The sequence below is a fragment of the Streptomyces sp. NPDC032472 genome (genome assembly GCF_040636955.1).
GTDB lineage: Bacteria > Actinomycetota > Actinomycetes > Streptomycetales > Streptomycetaceae > Streptomyces.
Window position 1 is genome coordinate 1 of record NZ_JBEZVK010000032.1, and the last position, 14,967, is coordinate 14,967.

Annotated in this window: 18 protein-coding genes; 15 read left to right on the plus strand and 3 right to left on the minus strand. The window is 72.4% G+C overall.

From position 1 onward, the window contains the following. Positions 1 to 205: 205 nt before the first annotated feature. Positions 206 to 1,228: a LacI family DNA-binding transcriptional regulator gene (locus AB0F11_RS22005; RefSeq protein WP_362176265.1), complete on the minus strand. Its 1,023-nt coding sequence runs from the start codon at positions 1,226 to 1,228 to the stop codon at positions 206 to 208. Between the two features lie 24 nt (positions 1,229 to 1,252). Further along, complete coding sequence (locus AB0F11_RS22010) at positions 1,253 to 2,047, minus strand: response regulator transcription factor (RefSeq protein ID WP_362176268.1); 795 nt, start codon at positions 2,045 to 2,047, stop codon at positions 1,253 to 1,255. Between the two features lie 457 nt (positions 2,048 to 2,504). On the opposite strand from AB0F11_RS22010, the gene AB0F11_RS22015 reads away from it, so the two are divergent. The 13 genes from AB0F11_RS22015 (at position 2,505) to AB0F11_RS22075 (ending at position 12,414) form a co-directional block, all read left to right on the plus strand. Beyond that, positions 2,505 to 2,759 (plus strand): MoaD/ThiS family protein, encoded by a 255-nt coding sequence (locus AB0F11_RS22015; protein WP_179173447.1) that lies wholly within the window; start codon positions 2,505 to 2,507, stop codon positions 2,757 to 2,759. Positions 2,760 to 3,345: 586 nt separating this feature from the next. Continuing rightward, on the plus strand, positions 3,346 to 4,560 hold the full coding sequence (locus AB0F11_RS22020) for a hypothetical protein (protein WP_362176475.1): 1,215 nt from the start codon (positions 3,346 to 3,348) through the stop codon (positions 4,558 to 4,560). 100 nt (positions 4,561 to 4,660) lie between these two features. Beyond that, positions 4,661 to 5,401, plus strand: coding sequence for a DUF2993 domain-containing protein (locus AB0F11_RS22025; RefSeq protein ID WP_362176271.1), 741 nt, complete (start codon positions 4,661 to 4,663; stop codon positions 5,399 to 5,401). Between the two features lie 162 nt (positions 5,402 to 5,563). Further along, positions 5,564 to 5,647 carry an Ms5788A family Cys-rich leader peptide gene (locus AB0F11_RS22030; protein WP_362176478.1) on the plus strand — a complete coding sequence of 28 codons (84 nt, stop codon included), beginning with the start codon at positions 5,564 to 5,566 and terminating at the stop codon, positions 5,645 to 5,647. 201 nt (positions 5,648 to 5,848) lie between these two features. Further along, the gene (locus AB0F11_RS22035) at positions 5,849 to 6,694 is read left to right on the plus strand and encodes a sulfurtransferase (RefSeq protein WP_362176274.1); all 846 of its coding nucleotides are present in this window, start codon (positions 5,849 to 5,851) and stop codon (positions 6,692 to 6,694) included. Positions 6,695 to 6,753: 59 nt separating this feature from the next. Then, positions 6,754 to 7,044, plus strand: a complete 291-nt coding sequence (locus AB0F11_RS22040) for a DUF1416 domain-containing protein (RefSeq protein ID WP_361919211.1) — start codon at positions 6,754 to 6,756, stop codon at positions 7,042 to 7,044. 121 nt (positions 7,045 to 7,165) lie between these two features. Beyond that, positions 7,166 to 7,429, plus strand: a complete 264-nt coding sequence (locus tag AB0F11_RS22045; RefSeq protein ID WP_362176277.1) for a DUF3099 domain-containing protein — start codon at positions 7,166 to 7,168, stop codon at positions 7,427 to 7,429. Positions 7,430 to 7,540: 111 nt separating this feature from the next. Then, positions 7,541 to 8,359, plus strand: coding sequence for a hypothetical protein (locus AB0F11_RS22050; RefSeq protein WP_362176280.1), 819 nt, complete (start codon positions 7,541 to 7,543; stop codon positions 8,357 to 8,359). Continuing rightward, positions 8,356 to 9,129 (plus strand): hypothetical protein, encoded by a 774-nt coding sequence (locus AB0F11_RS22055; RefSeq protein ID WP_362176283.1) that lies wholly within the window; start codon positions 8,356 to 8,358, stop codon positions 9,127 to 9,129. Before AB0F11_RS22050 ends, AB0F11_RS22055 begins: the two co-directional genes overlap by 4 nt. Positions 9,130 to 9,131: 2 nt before the next feature. After that, complete coding sequence (locus AB0F11_RS22060) at positions 9,132 to 10,004, plus strand: hypothetical protein (protein ID WP_362176286.1); 873 nt, start codon at positions 9,132 to 9,134, stop codon at positions 10,002 to 10,004. A 303-nt stretch (positions 10,005 to 10,307) separates the two neighbouring features. Further along, positions 10,308 to 10,880 (plus strand): FABP family protein, encoded by a 573-nt coding sequence (locus tag AB0F11_RS22065; protein ID WP_361919202.1) that lies wholly within the window; start codon positions 10,308 to 10,310, stop codon positions 10,878 to 10,880. Positions 10,881 to 10,944: 64 nt separating this feature from the next. After that, positions 10,945 to 11,427, plus strand: coding sequence for a transcriptional repressor (locus AB0F11_RS22070; RefSeq protein WP_362176289.1), 483 nt, complete (start codon positions 10,945 to 10,947; stop codon positions 11,425 to 11,427). 21 nt (positions 11,428 to 11,448) lie between these two features. Further along, complete coding sequence (locus AB0F11_RS22075; RefSeq protein ID WP_362176292.1) at positions 11,449 to 12,414, plus strand: folate-binding protein; 966 nt, start codon at positions 11,449 to 11,451, stop codon at positions 12,412 to 12,414. A 16-nt stretch (positions 12,415 to 12,430) separates the two neighbouring features. Here the strand turns inward: AB0F11_RS22075 and dtd are convergent, their stop codons facing one another. Then, entirely contained in the window at positions 12,431 to 12,856 is a 426-nt protein-coding gene (gene dtd, locus AB0F11_RS22080; protein WP_361919198.1) for a D-aminoacyl-tRNA deacylase, read from the minus strand. 160 nt (positions 12,857 to 13,016) lie between these two features. Between dtd and AB0F11_RS22085 the strand changes: the two genes are divergently transcribed. Next, the gene (locus tag AB0F11_RS22085) at positions 13,017 to 13,637 is read left to right on the plus strand and encodes an AmfC protein (protein WP_362176295.1); all 621 of its coding nucleotides are present in this window, start codon (positions 13,017 to 13,019) and stop codon (positions 13,635 to 13,637) included. A 71-nt stretch (positions 13,638 to 13,708) separates the two neighbouring features. Then, entirely contained in the window at positions 13,709 to 14,953 is a 1,245-nt protein-coding gene (locus AB0F11_RS22090) for a GNAT family N-acetyltransferase (protein ID WP_362176299.1), read from the plus strand. Positions 14,954 to 14,967 lie beyond the last annotated feature (14 nt).

Genomic DNA, 14,967 nt, shown 5'->3' on the forward strand with positions numbered 1-14,967 from the left:
CAAACGCCGGCGGGGCTGAAATCAGCCCCGCCGGCGTTTGAGGCGCGGGGGTGCGGGGGCGGAGCCCCCGGATCTTTGAGCCGCGCCGGCGATTGAGGCGTTTCGGGAAGGGGCGGGGTGGGGAAACGGCTCCGCGCAGCGGCGGCGCCCGGCCCGGTGCCGGGCCGGGGCTCGGGGCCGAGCCGGAGTTCGGGGCCGGACGGAGTCAGACGCAGCCGCAGGACCGGCGGATCACCAGGGCCGAGGGGAACTGCTTCAGGCGTTCGCGGCGGGAGCCGGCCACCCGGAGGCCGTCGTCGAGGACCAGGTCCACGGCCGCGCGAGCCATCGCGGGGCGGTCCGAGGCGACCGTCGTCAGCGGCGGGTCCGTCAGGGCGGCTTCCTTGACGTCGTCGAAGCCGGCGACGGCCAAGTCGCCGGGGACGTCGATGCGGAGTTCGCGGGCGGCCCGCAGCACACCGATCGCCTGGTCGTCCGTCGCGCAGAAGATGGCCGGCGGCCGGTCCGGGCCCGCCAGGACCTCCAGAGCCACCCGGTACGCGTCGTAGCGGTTGTACGGCGCCTCGAAGAGGCGGCCTTCCACCGAGCGGCCGGACTCCAGCATCGCCCGGCGCCAGCCCTCGACGTGGTCGGCGACCGGGTCGCCGACCGACGGCGTGTTCTCGATGCCGCCGATGCAGGCGACGTACTCGTGCCCGTGTTCGAGAAGGTGGCGTGTGGCCAGCTGTGCGCCGCCGATGTCGTCCGTGACGACCGCGACGTCGTCGATCGCCTCCGGCCGCTCGTGCAGCAGCACCACCCGCGCGTCCCACGCCTCGATCTCGGAGGCGGCCCGCTCGCTCATGCCCTGGCTGACCAGGATCAGCCCGGACACCCGCATGCCGAGGAAGGCGCGCAGGTAGTGCACCTCGCGCTCGTCCCGGTAGTCGGAGTTCCCGACGAGCACCATCTTTCCGCGCTCGGCGGCAGCCTGCTCGACCGCGTGCGCCATCTCCGCGAAGAACGGCTGGCGTGCGTCCGGGACGATCATGCCTATGAGGTCGGTGCGCCGCGACGCCATCGCCTGGGCGACCCGGTCCGGGCGGTAGCCCAGCTCCTTGATCGCGGCGAGGACACGCTCGCGCGTGGCCGGGGCGACCGGCCGGGGTCCGTTGTTGATGACGTAGCTCACGACGGCGGTTGAAGTACCCGCAAGTCGCGCCACGTCATCCCGCGTCACCTTGGCCACGCCCCGGAGTCTACGCGGGGTGACCTACCTCTGGGCAGGGCGTCCTGTGGAGTGGACCGTCACACGCTCTTCCTCCATGTGGGCTACCGCCTCCGAGGAGCCTCCCGGAGGTTCCTGAGCCGCGGCCTCCGCGGCGGCCCGCTCGACCTTCTCCGGGGTGACGAAGCGGTAGCCGACGTTGCGGACGGTGCCGATCAGCGACTCGTGCTCGGGCCCGAGCTTGGCGCGCAGCCGCCGTACGTGCACGTCCACGGTCCTCGTGCCGCCGAAGTAGTCGTAGCCCCACACCTCCTGCAGGAGCTGGGCGCGGGTGAAGACCCGGCCCGGGTGCTGGGCGAGGTACTTCAGGAGCTCGAACTCCTTGAAGGTGAGGTCCAGGACCCGCCCCTTCAGCTTCGCCGAGTACGTGGCCTCGTCGACCGAGAGGTCGCCGTTGCGGATCTCCATGGGGGAGTCGTCGGAGCCGAGCTGCTGGCGGCCGGTGGCCAGCCGCAGCCGGGCCTCGACCTCGGCCGGGCCGGCGGTGTCGAGGAGGACGTCGTCGATGCCCCAGTCGGCGGTGACGGCCGCGAGGCCGCCCTCGGTGACGACGAGGATCAGCGGGCAGCCGGGCCCCGTGGAGCGCAGCAGCTGGCACAGCGAGCGGACCTGCGGCAGGTCCCGGCGGCCGTCGACGAGGATGACGTCCGCGCCGGGTGTGTCCACCAGGGCCGGCCCCTCGGCCGGGGCCACGCGCACGTTGTGCAGCAGCAGGCCGAGGGCCGGCAGCACCTCGGTGGACGGCTGGAGGGCGTTGGTCAGCAGCAGGAGGGAGCTCATGCCCGACCACCTGCCCGGGTCGGTCGATGGTGCACGGTTCGCTGGTCCGTCACGTCGGTTCCTCCTCGGTCCCGTCGAGGACTTTCGCGGTACTGCTTCGTACGTGGTGCGCAGTGCGTGGCGGCCGTCCGGTCCCCGCGCCCTGAGGCCCGGTCGGGTGCCACTGTTCTCGGTCCGTTCAACGTGCTGAAAGCACAAAAGGACCCGGGGGCAACGTTGCCCGGATCCTCTCGCCAGCAGAATAGCCCACCTGCCGGTGGCAGGCCGAGGCTTCCACCTCCACCTCTTCTGTGGTTCGCGCCACCCCGGTACCCAGCGTATGCCCCGGTTTCACCCGTTCGGCGGACATGCGCAGGGCCGCCCGGGCGCACGCCGGGCGCGCGGAGGCACACCGGACCTGCGGCCGGGAGGGGTCATCATGGAGGCCGACGGTAGAGAGCCGACGATAGGAGCTGCAGTGGCAACCGGAACCATCCGCTACTGGGCGGCGGCCAAGGCCGCGGCCCACACGGCGGAGGAGCCGTACTCGGCGCGGACACTGGCCGAGGCGCTCGACGCCGTGCGGGAACGCCACCCCGGGGAGCTGACCCGGGTGCTGCTGCGCTGCTCCTTCCTCGTGAACGACGAGCCCGTGGGCAAGCGCCCGCACGATGCCGTCCTGCTGACCGAGGGGGGCACCGTCGAGGTGCTCCCGCCGTTCGCGGGCGGGTGAGCGGAGCCCCATGAGCACTCCGAACACTCCCGGCACTCCCGAGGAGCAGCAGCCCCAGGCCCAGGGTTACGGGCCGCGGGATCCCGATCCGTACGGGACGCAGACCTGGCAGGCGGACACCTGGGACACCGGCTACCAGCCGGTCCAGCAGCCCGTGCAGCCGCCGGTCCAGCAGCCCGTGCAGCCGCGGCTGGGCGCGGCGCCCGGCCAGGCCGTGGCGCCCGAGGGCTGGTTCCGGGACGAGGTCCCGGCCGCCCCGGCCCCGGCTCCGGCCGCCGCCCCGGTCCAGGACTGGGCCGCGGAGACGGCGTACCTGCCGCCCGTGCAGGAGGCGCCCCCGAGCGCCGCCGAGACCGCCTACCTCCCGCCGTACCCGGGGCCCGCCGACCCGAAGCCGCAGCCCGGGCCGGCCGGGCAGCAGTTCTCCGCGCCCGCCGCCCCCGCCGTGCCCGAGGGCTGGTTCCGGGACGAGGCACCGGCCGCCCCGGCTCCGGCGTCCGCCCCGGTCCAGGACTGGGCCGCGGAGACGGCGTACCTGCCGCCGGTGCAGGGCGGCGCGCCCCTGGGCGCCGCCGAGACCGCGTACCTGCCGCCCGTGCAGGAGGCGCCCCTGGGCGCCGCCGAGACCGCGTACCTGCCGCCCGTGCAGGAGGCGCCCCTGAGCGCCGCGGAGACGGCCTACCTGCCGCCCGTGCAGGAGAGCCCCCTCAGTGCCGCCGAGACCGCCTATCTCCCGCCGGTTCCCCCCGCAGGCCCCGGCGGCACCGGCGCGGTCCCGGACGGCTGGTTCCGCGACGAGGCACCGGTCTCCCCGGCGCCCGCCCGGGCCTCCGCCGCCGCCCCCGGGCCCGACTGGGCCGAGACCACCGCCTACCTCCCGCCGCAGGCCGCCCCCGAGGAGACCCCGCAGCCCGTGCAGACCCCGCACGTCCCGCACGTCCCGCACACCCACCGGGCAGCCGCCGACGCCGCCCCCGGCGCGCAGCCGGCTCCGCAGGAGGAGCCGGAGTACTCGCCGGCCACCCTCGGCGGGAACACCATGCGCGCCGTCGACCCGGCCCGGGCCCGCGCCGAGGGCCTGTCGCCGATCATCGACCCGGGCCCGCAGTCGGCGATACTCACCGCCGCCCTCGGTCTGCTGCTCGCCGGCGCCGCAGCCGTCGCGGACCTCGCGCTGCTCGCGCCGCTGGTCGTCCTCCAGGGCCTCACCGCGGCCGGCTGGTTCCGGCTCAACGGCATGTGGCCCGCCCGCCAGGGCATCGCCCTCGCCTTCCTGGGCGCGCTCGTCGCCGACGGCGCCGTCTTCGCGGTGGACGCGGCGTACGGCCCCGGCGCGATCATCGGCACCCTCGGCGTGTGGGTGCTGCTCACGCTGGTCCTGCAGCTGCGCAGCCACGCCGACCCGGACGAGCGGATGTACGGCCTGATGGCCTCGGTGGCCTCCGCCGCCCTCGCCATCGCGTGCGCCGGCTACCTGGCCGCGGACTCCGCCGCCGTCACCGTCGGCGCGGCCGCCGTCGCGGTCGCCGCGTTCGTACGGGCCGTCCCGCTGCCGCCCGCGGCGTCGGTCGGGGTCTCGCTGGCCGCGGCCGCCGGTGCGGGCGTCGCGGTCGGCGGGCTGACCTCCATCGGGGTGGGCGGGGCGCTGCTCGGCCTGGCCGCCGGGGTGTGCGCGCTGATCGGGCTGCGCGTGGCGGCGTACGACTACCCGTCGAAGTTCGTGCACATGACGGCCGGTGTGGCGCTGCCGCTCGCGGCCGCCGCTCCCGCCGTGTACCTGATCGGCCGGGTGGTGGGCTGACGGCCGCCGCGGGCCGTCGGCCCCGGCTCCCGGCCTGCGGCGGCCGACCATGGTCCACTAGGACGCACGTTCGTTTCCGGTCTATCAGGGGGAGAGGCACGTGCGTTTCCTGCGCTTCGTCGTGATCATCACAGTGGTGCTGGGCGGTCTGTTCGTGGCGGCGGACCGGTTCGCCGTCGGTTACGCGGAGGACCGGCTGGCCGACCGGATACAGGCCCGCCAAGGGCTGGCCGGGTCCGCGGAGGTCGACATCCACGGGTTCCCGTTCCTGACCCAGGCGCTCAGCCACGACCTCGAGCGGGTCGACCTGAAGCTCAAGGGCGTCGACGCCGTCGCGGACGGCCGCAAGACGCGGCTGACGCAGCTCGACGCCACCTTCCGCGGGGTGAAGCTGAACGGGGACTACAGCGGCGGCACCGCGCAGCGCGCCGAGGGCTCCGCGCTGATCACCTACCCCGACCTGACCGAGGCCTCGCAGAGCGGGGCGAAGCTGACCTACGGCGGGGCGCCGGACAAGGTCAAGGTCACCGCCTCGGTGAACGTCCTGGGGCAGACCTTCACGCGCAGCGTGGTCTCCACCATCACCCTCGTGGACGCCAAGGAGGGCCAGGGCGGCGGGGCCGGCAAGGGCGGCGGCGGCAAGTTCGTCCGCGTCCGGGCCGATGCGGTGCCGGGCGAGGGCATCCCCGGCATCGAGAGCGCGGTCCGCAAGAAGACCGACTTCGACCGCCGCCTCGACGACGGCCTGCCGGTCGGGCTCCAGCTGACCGGGCTGACCTCGGACGAGTCCGGCATCCACCTGAAGCTGAGCGGTACGGACCTGGCGCTGGCCGGATCGTGAGACGCCGCGGTCCGATCCGTAGAAGGGCGGGCCGTACGGAAGGGTCCGGGGGCCGTGCGGCGGCCGCTCCCGGGCCATCCGATCCCAAAATCCGGACGATCCTGTCTCGGAATATGACACGCCGGTGACAGGGCGGCCGGTTCGTCCCTACGATCCATGGCTATGAAGCATCTGCAGGCGGACCTCACGAAGCGACGGGCAGTAGACCTGTGTCGCGTCGCCGCCATGCTCTGTCGATCCATGTGACCTGAGAGCGCATCCGCTCCACCCGCCGGACGACCGTCCTTCCCGCGTGACCGCAGCACAGCCGCTCCCCCCTGCCCACTGACGCCTCCCCGCGCAGTGCATCCGGGAGCGCCGCCCCGCGGCACGCACCAGCAGCACCCGCAGGCGATTCCAGCGAGCGCCCGCACCGCCCCGCCGCACACTGCCCCGGAGGAGAAAACCATGAGCCGCAGCGACGTCCTCGTAGACGCCGACTGGGTCGAGGCCCACCTGAACGACGCGAACGTCGTCATCGTCGAGGTGGACGAGGACACGGCCGCGTACGACAAGAACCACATCGCGAACGCCGTCCGGATCGACTGGAAGAAGGACCTCCAGGACCCGGTCCGCCGCGACTTCGTCGACCAGGAGGGCTTCGAGAAGCTCCTCTCCGCCAAGGGCATCGCCAACGACGACACCGTCGTCCTCTACGGCGGCAACAACAACTGGTTCGCGTCCTACGCCTACTGGTACTTCAAGCTCTACGGCCACCAGGACGTCCGCCTCCTCGACGGCGGCCGCAAGAAGTGGGAGCTCGACTCCCGCGACCTGGTCGACGGCGCCGAGGTCCCGAACCGCCCGGCCACCCAGTACAAGGCCAAGCCGCAGGACACCTCGATCCGCGCCTTCCGTGACGACGTCGTCGCCGCCATCGGCGCCCAGAACCTGGTCGACGTCCGTTCGCCCGACGAGTTCTCCGGCAAGCTCCTCGCCCCGGCCCACCTGCCGCAGGAGCAGTCGCAGCGCCCCGGCCACGTGCCCAGCGCCCGCAACATCCCGTGGTCGAAGAACGCCAACGACGACGGCACCTTCAAGTCCGACGACGAGCTCAAGGCCCTCTACGAGGACGAGCAGGTCGACCTGGCGAAGGACACCATCGCCTACTGCCGCATCGGTGAGCGCTCGGCCCTGACGTGGTTCGTGCTCCACGAGCTGCTGGGCCAGGAGAACGTCAAGAACTACGACGGCTCCTGGACCGAGTACGGCTCCCTGGTCGGCGTGCCGATCGAGCTGGGCGCCAACAAGTAATCCCGGGCACGCGACGCCCCGTAGAACGAGTACGACCTCTCTAGGACAGGACAGAGAACATGTGTGGAGCACAGATCGGCGGGCCCGACCTCTCGACGCTCAAGCCCGGTGAGACGGCCATCCAGGGCCAGGTGACCCGTGGCGGCGAGCCCGTCAGCGGCTACGTGCGGCTGCTGGACTCGACCGGCGAGTTCACCGCCGAGGTCCCGACCTCGGCGACCGGTCAGTTCCGCTTCTACGCCGCGACCGGCTCCTGGACGCTGCGGGCGCTCGTCCCGGGCGGCCAGGCGGACCGCGCCGTGGTCGTCGCCGAGGCCGGCGGCGTGACGGACGTGGCGATCGCGGTCTGAGCCCCGCCTGACAGCGAGCGCAACGCAAGCCGGCCGAAGGGCCGCACCCCCGGGGGTTGGACGCCACTGGAACGGGGTGCGGCCCTTCGCGCCGTCCGCCTGCCCGCCCTACTCTGGAGGCATGTACGCCCGGCGGCGCCGCGCCTACTTCCTCCTCATGGGCGGATGCCTGTTCCTCTTCGTGTCCGCCTGGGCTTTCGTGCGGCTGTTCTCGGTCGAGGCGGCCGTGGCCCTGTGCGTGGTCGCCATGGTCATCCCGCCGGTCGCCGCGATGGTCGCGAACCGCCGCGGCCCGGACGACCGCTGGTGGGACGACCCGACGGGCGACCCGAAGTCCGACGAGTGGTGGGACGAACTGGACGGAAAGCCGCCCCGCAAGGACTGATGTCCCGCCGTACCGAAACGTAATACGGTTCCGCACAACCACTCCCCTCCGGTACATGTCAAGACTGTGCACGGTGGTCATCCGTGCCCACAGTCCTGTGGGGGGACCTTCTTGGAACACGAACAGACCGCCGCCGACCTGCGGGAAGAACCGGGGCCGACGCCGGCTCCCGCCCCGGAGCCGGCCGCGCAGCCGTCCGCGCAGCCGACCGCCCCGCGCCGCGGCCCGGGCCGCCGTAGCGTCGCCGTGATCGCGGCCGGGGCCGCCCTCGGTGTCCTCGCGGGCACCGTCACCGGCTACGCCATCCAGTACGGGCGCAAGCCGACGCCGCTGCCGCCGCTCGAGCAGCGACCGGCGCGGCCTGCGGCGCAGCTATCGAACGACTCGACGAGCCTGCGTTCCATCAACGCGAACCGCTGGCACAAGACGGACGAGGACCTGACGAAGCTGCTCGTGCCCGCTCCTGGCGGAGCAAAGGTCGAGTTCAACGGTGTCCAGTCCCCGGACGCCTTCGCCGCGGACTACTTCGAGAAGCCCGTCGAAGGCCTGGGCAGCATCATCCGGGACGGTGTGCGACGCATCGCCACCGTGCGGTGGTCCGAGGGCGACCGCGATTTCGTCGAGATCCGGCTGCTCCAGTTCCACGACCGTGCCGGGGCTGTGAGCTTCCAGAAATCCCATGGCTACATGGCCGGCAAGGATTACGCGGGCAACCTCGGCAAGGACCTGCCCGGCGCGCCGGCCGAGTTCGGCCACCTGTGGGTCGACTCCGAGGCGCATGCCGACCCAGGCCATTTCCCGCTCAAGTCGGCCCGCGCCATCGCCCGCCGCGGTGATGTCGTCATGGACGTGACCTACGTGAACAACCGGGGCGACATCGATGAGGGCGACATCGTCGACCTTGCCAAGCGCCAGTTGGAGCGACTGTGAGCGACCAGCGGAACATGACGGGCAAGCTGCACCGCAAGCCGGTGGTACTCGCCTCGGCGGTTGCCCTGCTCGCCGTTCTGGCCGGCGGCGCCTGGTGGGCCTCGGCGTGGCTCGGCCATGCCGACCGGACAGCCGAAACGCAGTACTGGGCCCGCACCGGCGCCGTACCTGGAGGATCGCCGAAACCGGCCCCAGAGGCCGCGTCGGCCGATGGGCTGATGGGCAGACTGCTGCCCCTGCCCGAGCGCTACCGGCCCGGCCCAGACCTCGGCCCGGAGGGCAACGATTTTGTCGTCTTCGGAGAACGGGCGACGCAAACCTTCAAGGACGGCCGCATGGGCCTCTCCGCCGCCGAACGGGACGAGCGGGACAAGGCACTGGCGGGCGTGAAGTTCAAGGGCGTGGCGGGGCGCAGCTATGCGCTGGCGGCCGGGCCGGGCTTCGGCGGGGTGGCCGCCGAGATCCACCTCGCCCAGGCGGATCCTCAGGCCTCCGCCCCTTTCACGGCGTTCTCCAGGAGGCTCCTCGAACTGACGGGTGACGACCCCCAAGGTCCGAAAATCGACGGCTTTCCGCAGGCCAAGTGCAGGCTGCACGCGGAGGGTGAGGCGGGGAGAGACAAGATCAACTCAGTCGACTGTGTGGCCGTGGAAGGGGATGTTCTGGTGCATTTCAGGATGTACGGGTCCAAGGACTTCTCCGCGAGCCAGGCCGCTTCCCTGTTCAAGCAGCAGTTGAACCATCTGAAGTCCTCCGGGGAGTCCGTGTGAGCGTGAACAGCACCGAACGTGCCGAGCCGGACACGGAGGCGAGGCGGGAGGCGGGGGACGCAGGGACGGTTCCGGCCGAACCGAAAGGCAGCCGCCGCGGCCTTCGTGCCGCTCTGCGCTGGACGGCAGCCCTCCTCGTCTTCGGCGGTGTCGGTGCCGGCGTCGCCTTCGGGGTGACCCGAGCCGAGCGCACCGACCTCCCCGGCCTCGCCACAAGAACTGACGGCCGCTGGGCCTACCCGCCGCTCGTCATACCCAAGCCGCCGGCCGGGGCTCCGTCGGCCGAGGGCCCGGAAAACCAGACCCCAACGCACTACTCGGCGCTGGTCGGGCTGGTGCTGCCCGCACCCGCAGGGGCCCGGCCCGATGAGGCGCTCAAGGGGAACAAGGACGGAGAGCTCTCGCCCGACGTCTTCCTGCTCGAATACGCGCCCGACGCGCGGAAAAAGATCAAGCAGAGCCTCGAGTGGGACGGACTCCGTCAGATCACTGCGCGTGGGTGGACGATGCCGGAGGGCACCCGCACCCGCATCTACCTGCTGCGCTTTCACTCGGCGGGCTTTGTCGCCACTTTCCCCGGCTGCAACGCAGGCGTCCGACTGGAAGGCGTCTCGGCCCTGGAGCTGGACCCGGCCTGGAGCAAGGCCAAAATCACGCGGCCCACCGGCCAGGGCTTCGCGGGTGCAGGCACCCTGAGCACCAGCGCCATTAGCATGTACCAGGAGACGAAGCCCGTCCTAGGGGAGGAACAGACCAAGCTCGGCTGCCTCCAGATGGGCGATGTGCAGGCCGTGGTCATCCAGAGCCGCAAGGGCGAGGTGGCCACTGTCCCCTTCCACCAGACGGTCATCCTGCAGAGCCAGCTGCTGGGCTGAGGCGCCGGGGCCGGCCCGGGGGGCCGTCCGGGCGAGGTGACGGGCTGCGGCCTACCTCACGGAGTGCGGCGGTCCCCCGGCCAGTAGGCTTGGGGACCGGCCCGTACCCGCCAACCGAAACCCTCCGAGGAGCACCCCGTGCTTGAGGCACTCTTCACCTCCCTGCTGGTCCTGGTCTGCGTCGGCGTCCTCGCCTTCACCGGCCTCGCCGTGAAGAAGCTGTACCAGGGCCAGCGCTGATCCCCGGATCGGCCGCCCCCGGACCCGCAAGCCCCCTCCCACAGATCGCCTGAGCAGCCATTCATGATCCAGATCCCGTCCGACCTGAACCCCGGTCTCGTCCCCCTCGCCTTCCTCCTCGGCACCTGGGAGGGCGCGGGCGTCTTCGACTTCCCCGGTGACGAGAAGTGCAACTTCGGCCAGGAAGTCGTCTTCAGCCACGACGGCCGGGACTTCCTGGAGTACACGTCCCGCACCTGGGTCCTCGACACCGAGGGCAACAAGGTGCGGCCGCTGGAGTCCGAGTCCGGCTACTGGCGCATCGACAAGGACCGCAAGGTCGAGGTCGTCATGATCCGCGACCAGGGCGTCGTCGAGGTCTGGTACGGCGAGCTCGCCGACCAGAAGCCGCAGATCGACCTGGCCACCGACGCCGTCGCCCGCACCGCCGCCTCCGGCCCGTACAGCGGCGGCAAGCGCCTGTACGGCTACGTCAAGAGCGACCTGATGTGGGTCGGCGAGAAGGCCACCCCCGAGGTTGAGCTGCGCCCGTACATGTCGGCCCAGCTGAAGAAGGTCGTCACGCCCGAGGAGGTCGCCGAGATGGCGCGCAACCTCCCGGACATGCCGGACGACGGCATCGCCTTCTTCCGCTGATCATGATTTCGAAAGGGGACCTCGGGCCGGCCCGGGGTCCCCTTCGCACGCTTACACTGGCCGGGTGGTGAGCCCCGAGAGCCCCGAGAGCGCTGCGAAGCCCGAGAGCCCCGAGAGCGTGGACTGGAAGAGCGACCTGCGGCAGCGCGGATACCGGCTGACCCCGCAGCGCCAGCTCGTGCTGGAAGCGGTCGACACCCTGGAGCACGCGACGCCGGACGAGATCCTCGCCCACGTGCGCAAGACCGCCTCCGGTGTCAACATCTCCACCGTCTACCGCACGCTGGAGCTCCTGGAGGAGCTCAAGCTGGTCTCGCACGCCCACCTCGGGCACGGGGCCCCCACCTACCACCTCGCCGACCGGCACCACCACATCCACCTGGTCTGCCGGGACTGCCAGGAGGTGATCGAGGCGGACGTGGACATCGCCGCCGAGTTCACCGAGAAGCTCCGCGCCACCTTCGGCTTCGAGACCGACATGAAGCACTTCGCGATCTTCGGGCTCTGCCGCAAGGACGCCGCCAAACACCGTGACGCTCCTGCATAGCAGGGTCGTAGGCTTGGCCCCATGACCAGCCCTTTGCTGAACCTCCCCGGCGCCGTGCAGGCCGAAGGCCGTGACGAGGGCGTCGCCGCCCACTACGGAGAGCTCTACGGCGAACAGCGCGCCCTGGCCGACGGCCGCGGCTTCGTCGACCTGTCCCACCGCGGGGTCGTCACCGTCACCGGACCGGAGCGGCTGAGCTGGCTGCACCTGCTGATCACCCAGCACGTGACCGAACTCCCGCCCGGACAGGCCACCGAGGCGCTGATCCTCTCCGCGAACGGCCACATCGAGCACGCGCTTTACCTCGTCGACGACGGCGAGACCGTCTGGGCGCACGTCGAGCCCGGCACCCAGGAGGCGCTGATCGCCTACCTGGAGTCGATGAAGTTCTTCTACCGGGTCGAAGTGGCCGACCGCACCGCCGACTTCGCCGTCGTCCACCTGCCGGCCGGCTCCATCGCCGAGCTGCCCAAGGAATACGTCGTACGGGAGACCGCGCACGGCCGGGACGTGTTCCTGCCCCGCGCCGGGCTCGAGGCCTTCGCCGCCGCGCACGGGCCGGCCGCCGGGCTCCTCGCGTACGAGGCCCTGCGCGTCGAGGCGCACCGGCCGCGGCTCGGCCTGGAGACCGACCACCGCACCATCCCGCACGAGCTCGGCTGGATCGGCACCGCCGTGCACCTGCAGAAGGGCTGCTACCGCGGCCAGGAGACGGTGGCCCGCGTCCACAACCTGGGCAAGCCCCCGCGCCGCCTGGTCTTCCTGCACCTGGACGGCTCCGAGGTGCACCTGCCGCCGCACGGCGCGCCGGTCCGGCTCGCCGCCGACGGGGAGGAGGGCCGCCAGCTCGGCTTCGTGACCACCGCGGTGCGCCACCACGAGCTCGGCCCGATCGCCCTCGCCCTGGTCAAGCGGAACGTGCCGGTGGACGCGCCGCTGCTGGCCGGGAAGACGGCCGCCGCGCAGGAGGTCGTGGTCGCGCCGTAGCGGCTACGGGTTCTGGCTAGACCTCGACGATGACGGTGAACGGGCCGTGGTTGGTGAGCGAGACCCGCATGTCCGCCCCGAACCGGCCCGTCTCCACCGTCGCCCCGAGCGCCCGCAGCTGTGCGACGACCTCGTCGACCAGCGGCTCGGCGACCGGACCGGGCGCCGCCGCGTTCCAGGTGGGGCGGCGGCCCTTGCGGGCGTCCCCGTACAGCGTGAACTGGGAGATCACCAGCAGCGGCGCGTTCACGTCGCTGCAGGACTTCTCCGCCTCCAGGATCCGCACCGACCACAGCTTGCGCGCCAGCTGCGCCGCCTTCTCCGGCGTGTCGTCGTGGGTCACGCCCACCAGGACGCACAGCCCCTCGCCGACGATCTCGCCCACGGTCTCGCCGGCCACGACGACGCGCGCGCCGTCCACCCTCTGCACCACTGCTCGCATACCACCTGTGTACCAGGCGCGCACCTGTCCAGGGCCGATCGGGTGGCACCGGACGCCCCGGCACCACGGGGAGTGGCACGATGCACGCAGGCGGTGCTTCCCTCCGGCCCCAGGGGCCGGAGGAGACCCCATGCACCGGTCGAGGGGACGGACACGTCACATGAATCCTTCTGGTACCTCCACACCCGTATCACCCGCACCTACTGCACCCGCTGCACCTATTGCACCCGCTGCACCTCCTGCGCTGGCGCCGCCCGCGCAGCGCACCCCGGACGAGCAGGCGCCGACCACGCCCGCCACCGCACTGGGGCTGCCGGAGCTGCGTGCGCTGCGCCGCGACGCCCAGCGCGACGAAGCCGACCTGAGCTACGTACGCAGACTCCTGCAGGGCCGCATCGACATCCTGCGGGCCGAACTGGCCCGGCGCAGAGACCCGGAGGCCCCGGCGGCTCCCGAACCGCCGGTGGTGGACCGGCTCTCGGAGATCCTCGCCGACGCCCCGAGCAGACGCAGCGCCTCCGCCCGCCACGTCACGCTGGGCACCCCGCACAGCGAGGAGTACCGGCTGCTGGCGGCGCAGATGCTCTCCGACGTCGAGCTGTCGGACCTCGACGCCCGCACGGACGGCGAACTGCACGAGGCGATGGCCGCCCTGGTCGGCTACGAGCAGCAGGTCTCGCGGCGCCGGCAGCAGCTGCAGCGCACGGTGGACGACTGCACCGCGGAGATCACCCGGCGCTACCGGGACGGCGAGGCGCAGGTGGACGACCTCCTGGTATGAGGGGGCACCGCGCGGGGGCGGGGGGAAATTGCGGCGACGCGGCGCGGGCGGGCCGATTAGCGTGACCGGCTATGAGCGCTGACGTCCGGCCGATCGCCGAATCCGAACTCCCCGCCTGGCTGCGGACCGTGAACACCGGCTTCCTGGCCGCCTCCCCCGTGACCGACTCCGACGTCGCCCAGCGGGCCCGGTACAGCGACCTCACCCGCGCCCACGGCGCCTTCGACCCCGACACCGGTGCGTGCGTGGCGACCCTGCGCTCCTTCCGGCAGGAGGTGACGGTGCCCGGCGGGGCCGCGGTCACCTCCAGCGCCCTGACCAACGTCACCGTCCTGCCCACGCACCGCCGCCAGGGCCTGCTGACCCGGATGATGGCCGCCGAGCTGGCCGCCTCCGTCGCCCGCGGGGACGTGCTGTCGACGCTCATAGCCGCCGAATACCCGATCTACGGGCGGTACGGGTACGGGCCCGCCGCCTCGGTCTCGGAGTGGGAGATCGACGTCCCGCGCACCGGACTCGACCCGCGCTGGTCGGGGCCCGGCGACGGCGGCCGCATCGAGATCGTCGACGTCGCCGAGGCGCGCCGGGTGGGCCCCGGGCTGCACGGGCGGATGCGGTCCGAACGCCACGGCATGGTCAGCCGCGACCAGCGGTGGTGGAACCTGACCACGGGCGTGGAGGAGATGTCCTTCCGCCCTTACCGGCCCAAGATGCACGCCGTGTACCGGGCGGCGGACGGCGAGGTGCAGGGCCTGGTCGCGTACGTGGCCGACGACCACTGGACGGACGCGAAGGTCCCGCTGAACACGCTGCAGGTCAAGCAACTGCTCGCGGCCACCCCGGCCGCCGAGCGCGCCCTGTGGCACTTCCTGTGCTCCATCGACTGGGTGCTGAAGGTCCGCACCGGCTACCGCGCCCCCGACGACCTGGTCGCCCGGCTGCTGCCCGACCCGCGTTCGGCCCGGCTGGTGACCGCCGCGGACTTCCTGTGGGTGCGGGTGCTGGACGTCGTACGGGCGCTGGGCGCGCGGACGTACGCGGTGCCCGCGACCCTCGTCCTGGAGGTCGCCGACCCGGGCGGGCCGGCCGCCGGCCGCTACCGGCTCGACACGGGCAAGGGGACCTGCACCCGCACCGACGAGCCCGCGGACCTCACCCTCGGCGCGGCCGCGCTCGGCTCCCTCTACCTCGGCGACGAGTCCGCGGTACGGCTCGGCGCGCTCGGGCAGGTGGCCGAGGAGCGGCCGGGCGCGCTGGAGCTGGCGGACGCGGTGTTCCGGACGGCCCGGCGCCCCTGGTGCCCGGACCTCTTCTGACCTGCGGGAACATG

Coding starts and splice junctions, on each gene's coding strand:
- AB0F11_RS22010 (WP_362176268.1), bottom strand. CDS start 2,047: ATGAGCTCCCTCCTGCTGCTGACCAACGCCCTCCAGCCGTCCACCGAG.
- AB0F11_RS22075 (WP_362176292.1), top strand. CDS start 11,449: ATGACCAGCCCTTTGCTGAACCTCCCCGGCGCCGTGCAGGCCGAAGGC.
- AB0F11_RS22035 (WP_362176274.1), top strand. CDS start 5,849: ATGAGCCGCAGCGACGTCCTCGTAGACGCCGACTGGGTCGAGGCCCAC.
- AB0F11_RS22045 (WP_362176277.1), top strand. CDS start 7,166: ATGTACGCCCGGCGGCGCCGCGCCTACTTCCTCCTCATGGGCGGATGC.
- AB0F11_RS22090 (WP_362176299.1), top strand. CDS start 13,709: ATGAGCGCTGACGTCCGGCCGATCGCCGAATCCGAACTCCCCGCCTGG.
- AB0F11_RS22065 (WP_361919202.1), top strand. CDS start 10,308: ATGATCCAGATCCCGTCCGACCTGAACCCCGGTCTCGTCCCCCTCGCC.
- dtd (WP_361919198.1), bottom strand. CDS start 12,856: ATGCGAGCAGTGGTGCAGAGGGTGGACGGCGCGCGCGTCGTCGTGGCC.
- AB0F11_RS22030 (WP_362176478.1), top strand. CDS start 5,564: ATGAAGCATCTGCAGGCGGACCTCACGAAGCGACGGGCAGTAGACCTG.
- AB0F11_RS22040 (WP_361919211.1), top strand. CDS start 6,754: ATGTGTGGAGCACAGATCGGCGGGCCCGACCTCTCGACGCTCAAGCCC.
- AB0F11_RS22085 (WP_362176295.1), top strand. CDS start 13,017: ATGAATCCTTCTGGTACCTCCACACCCGTATCACCCGCACCTACTGCA.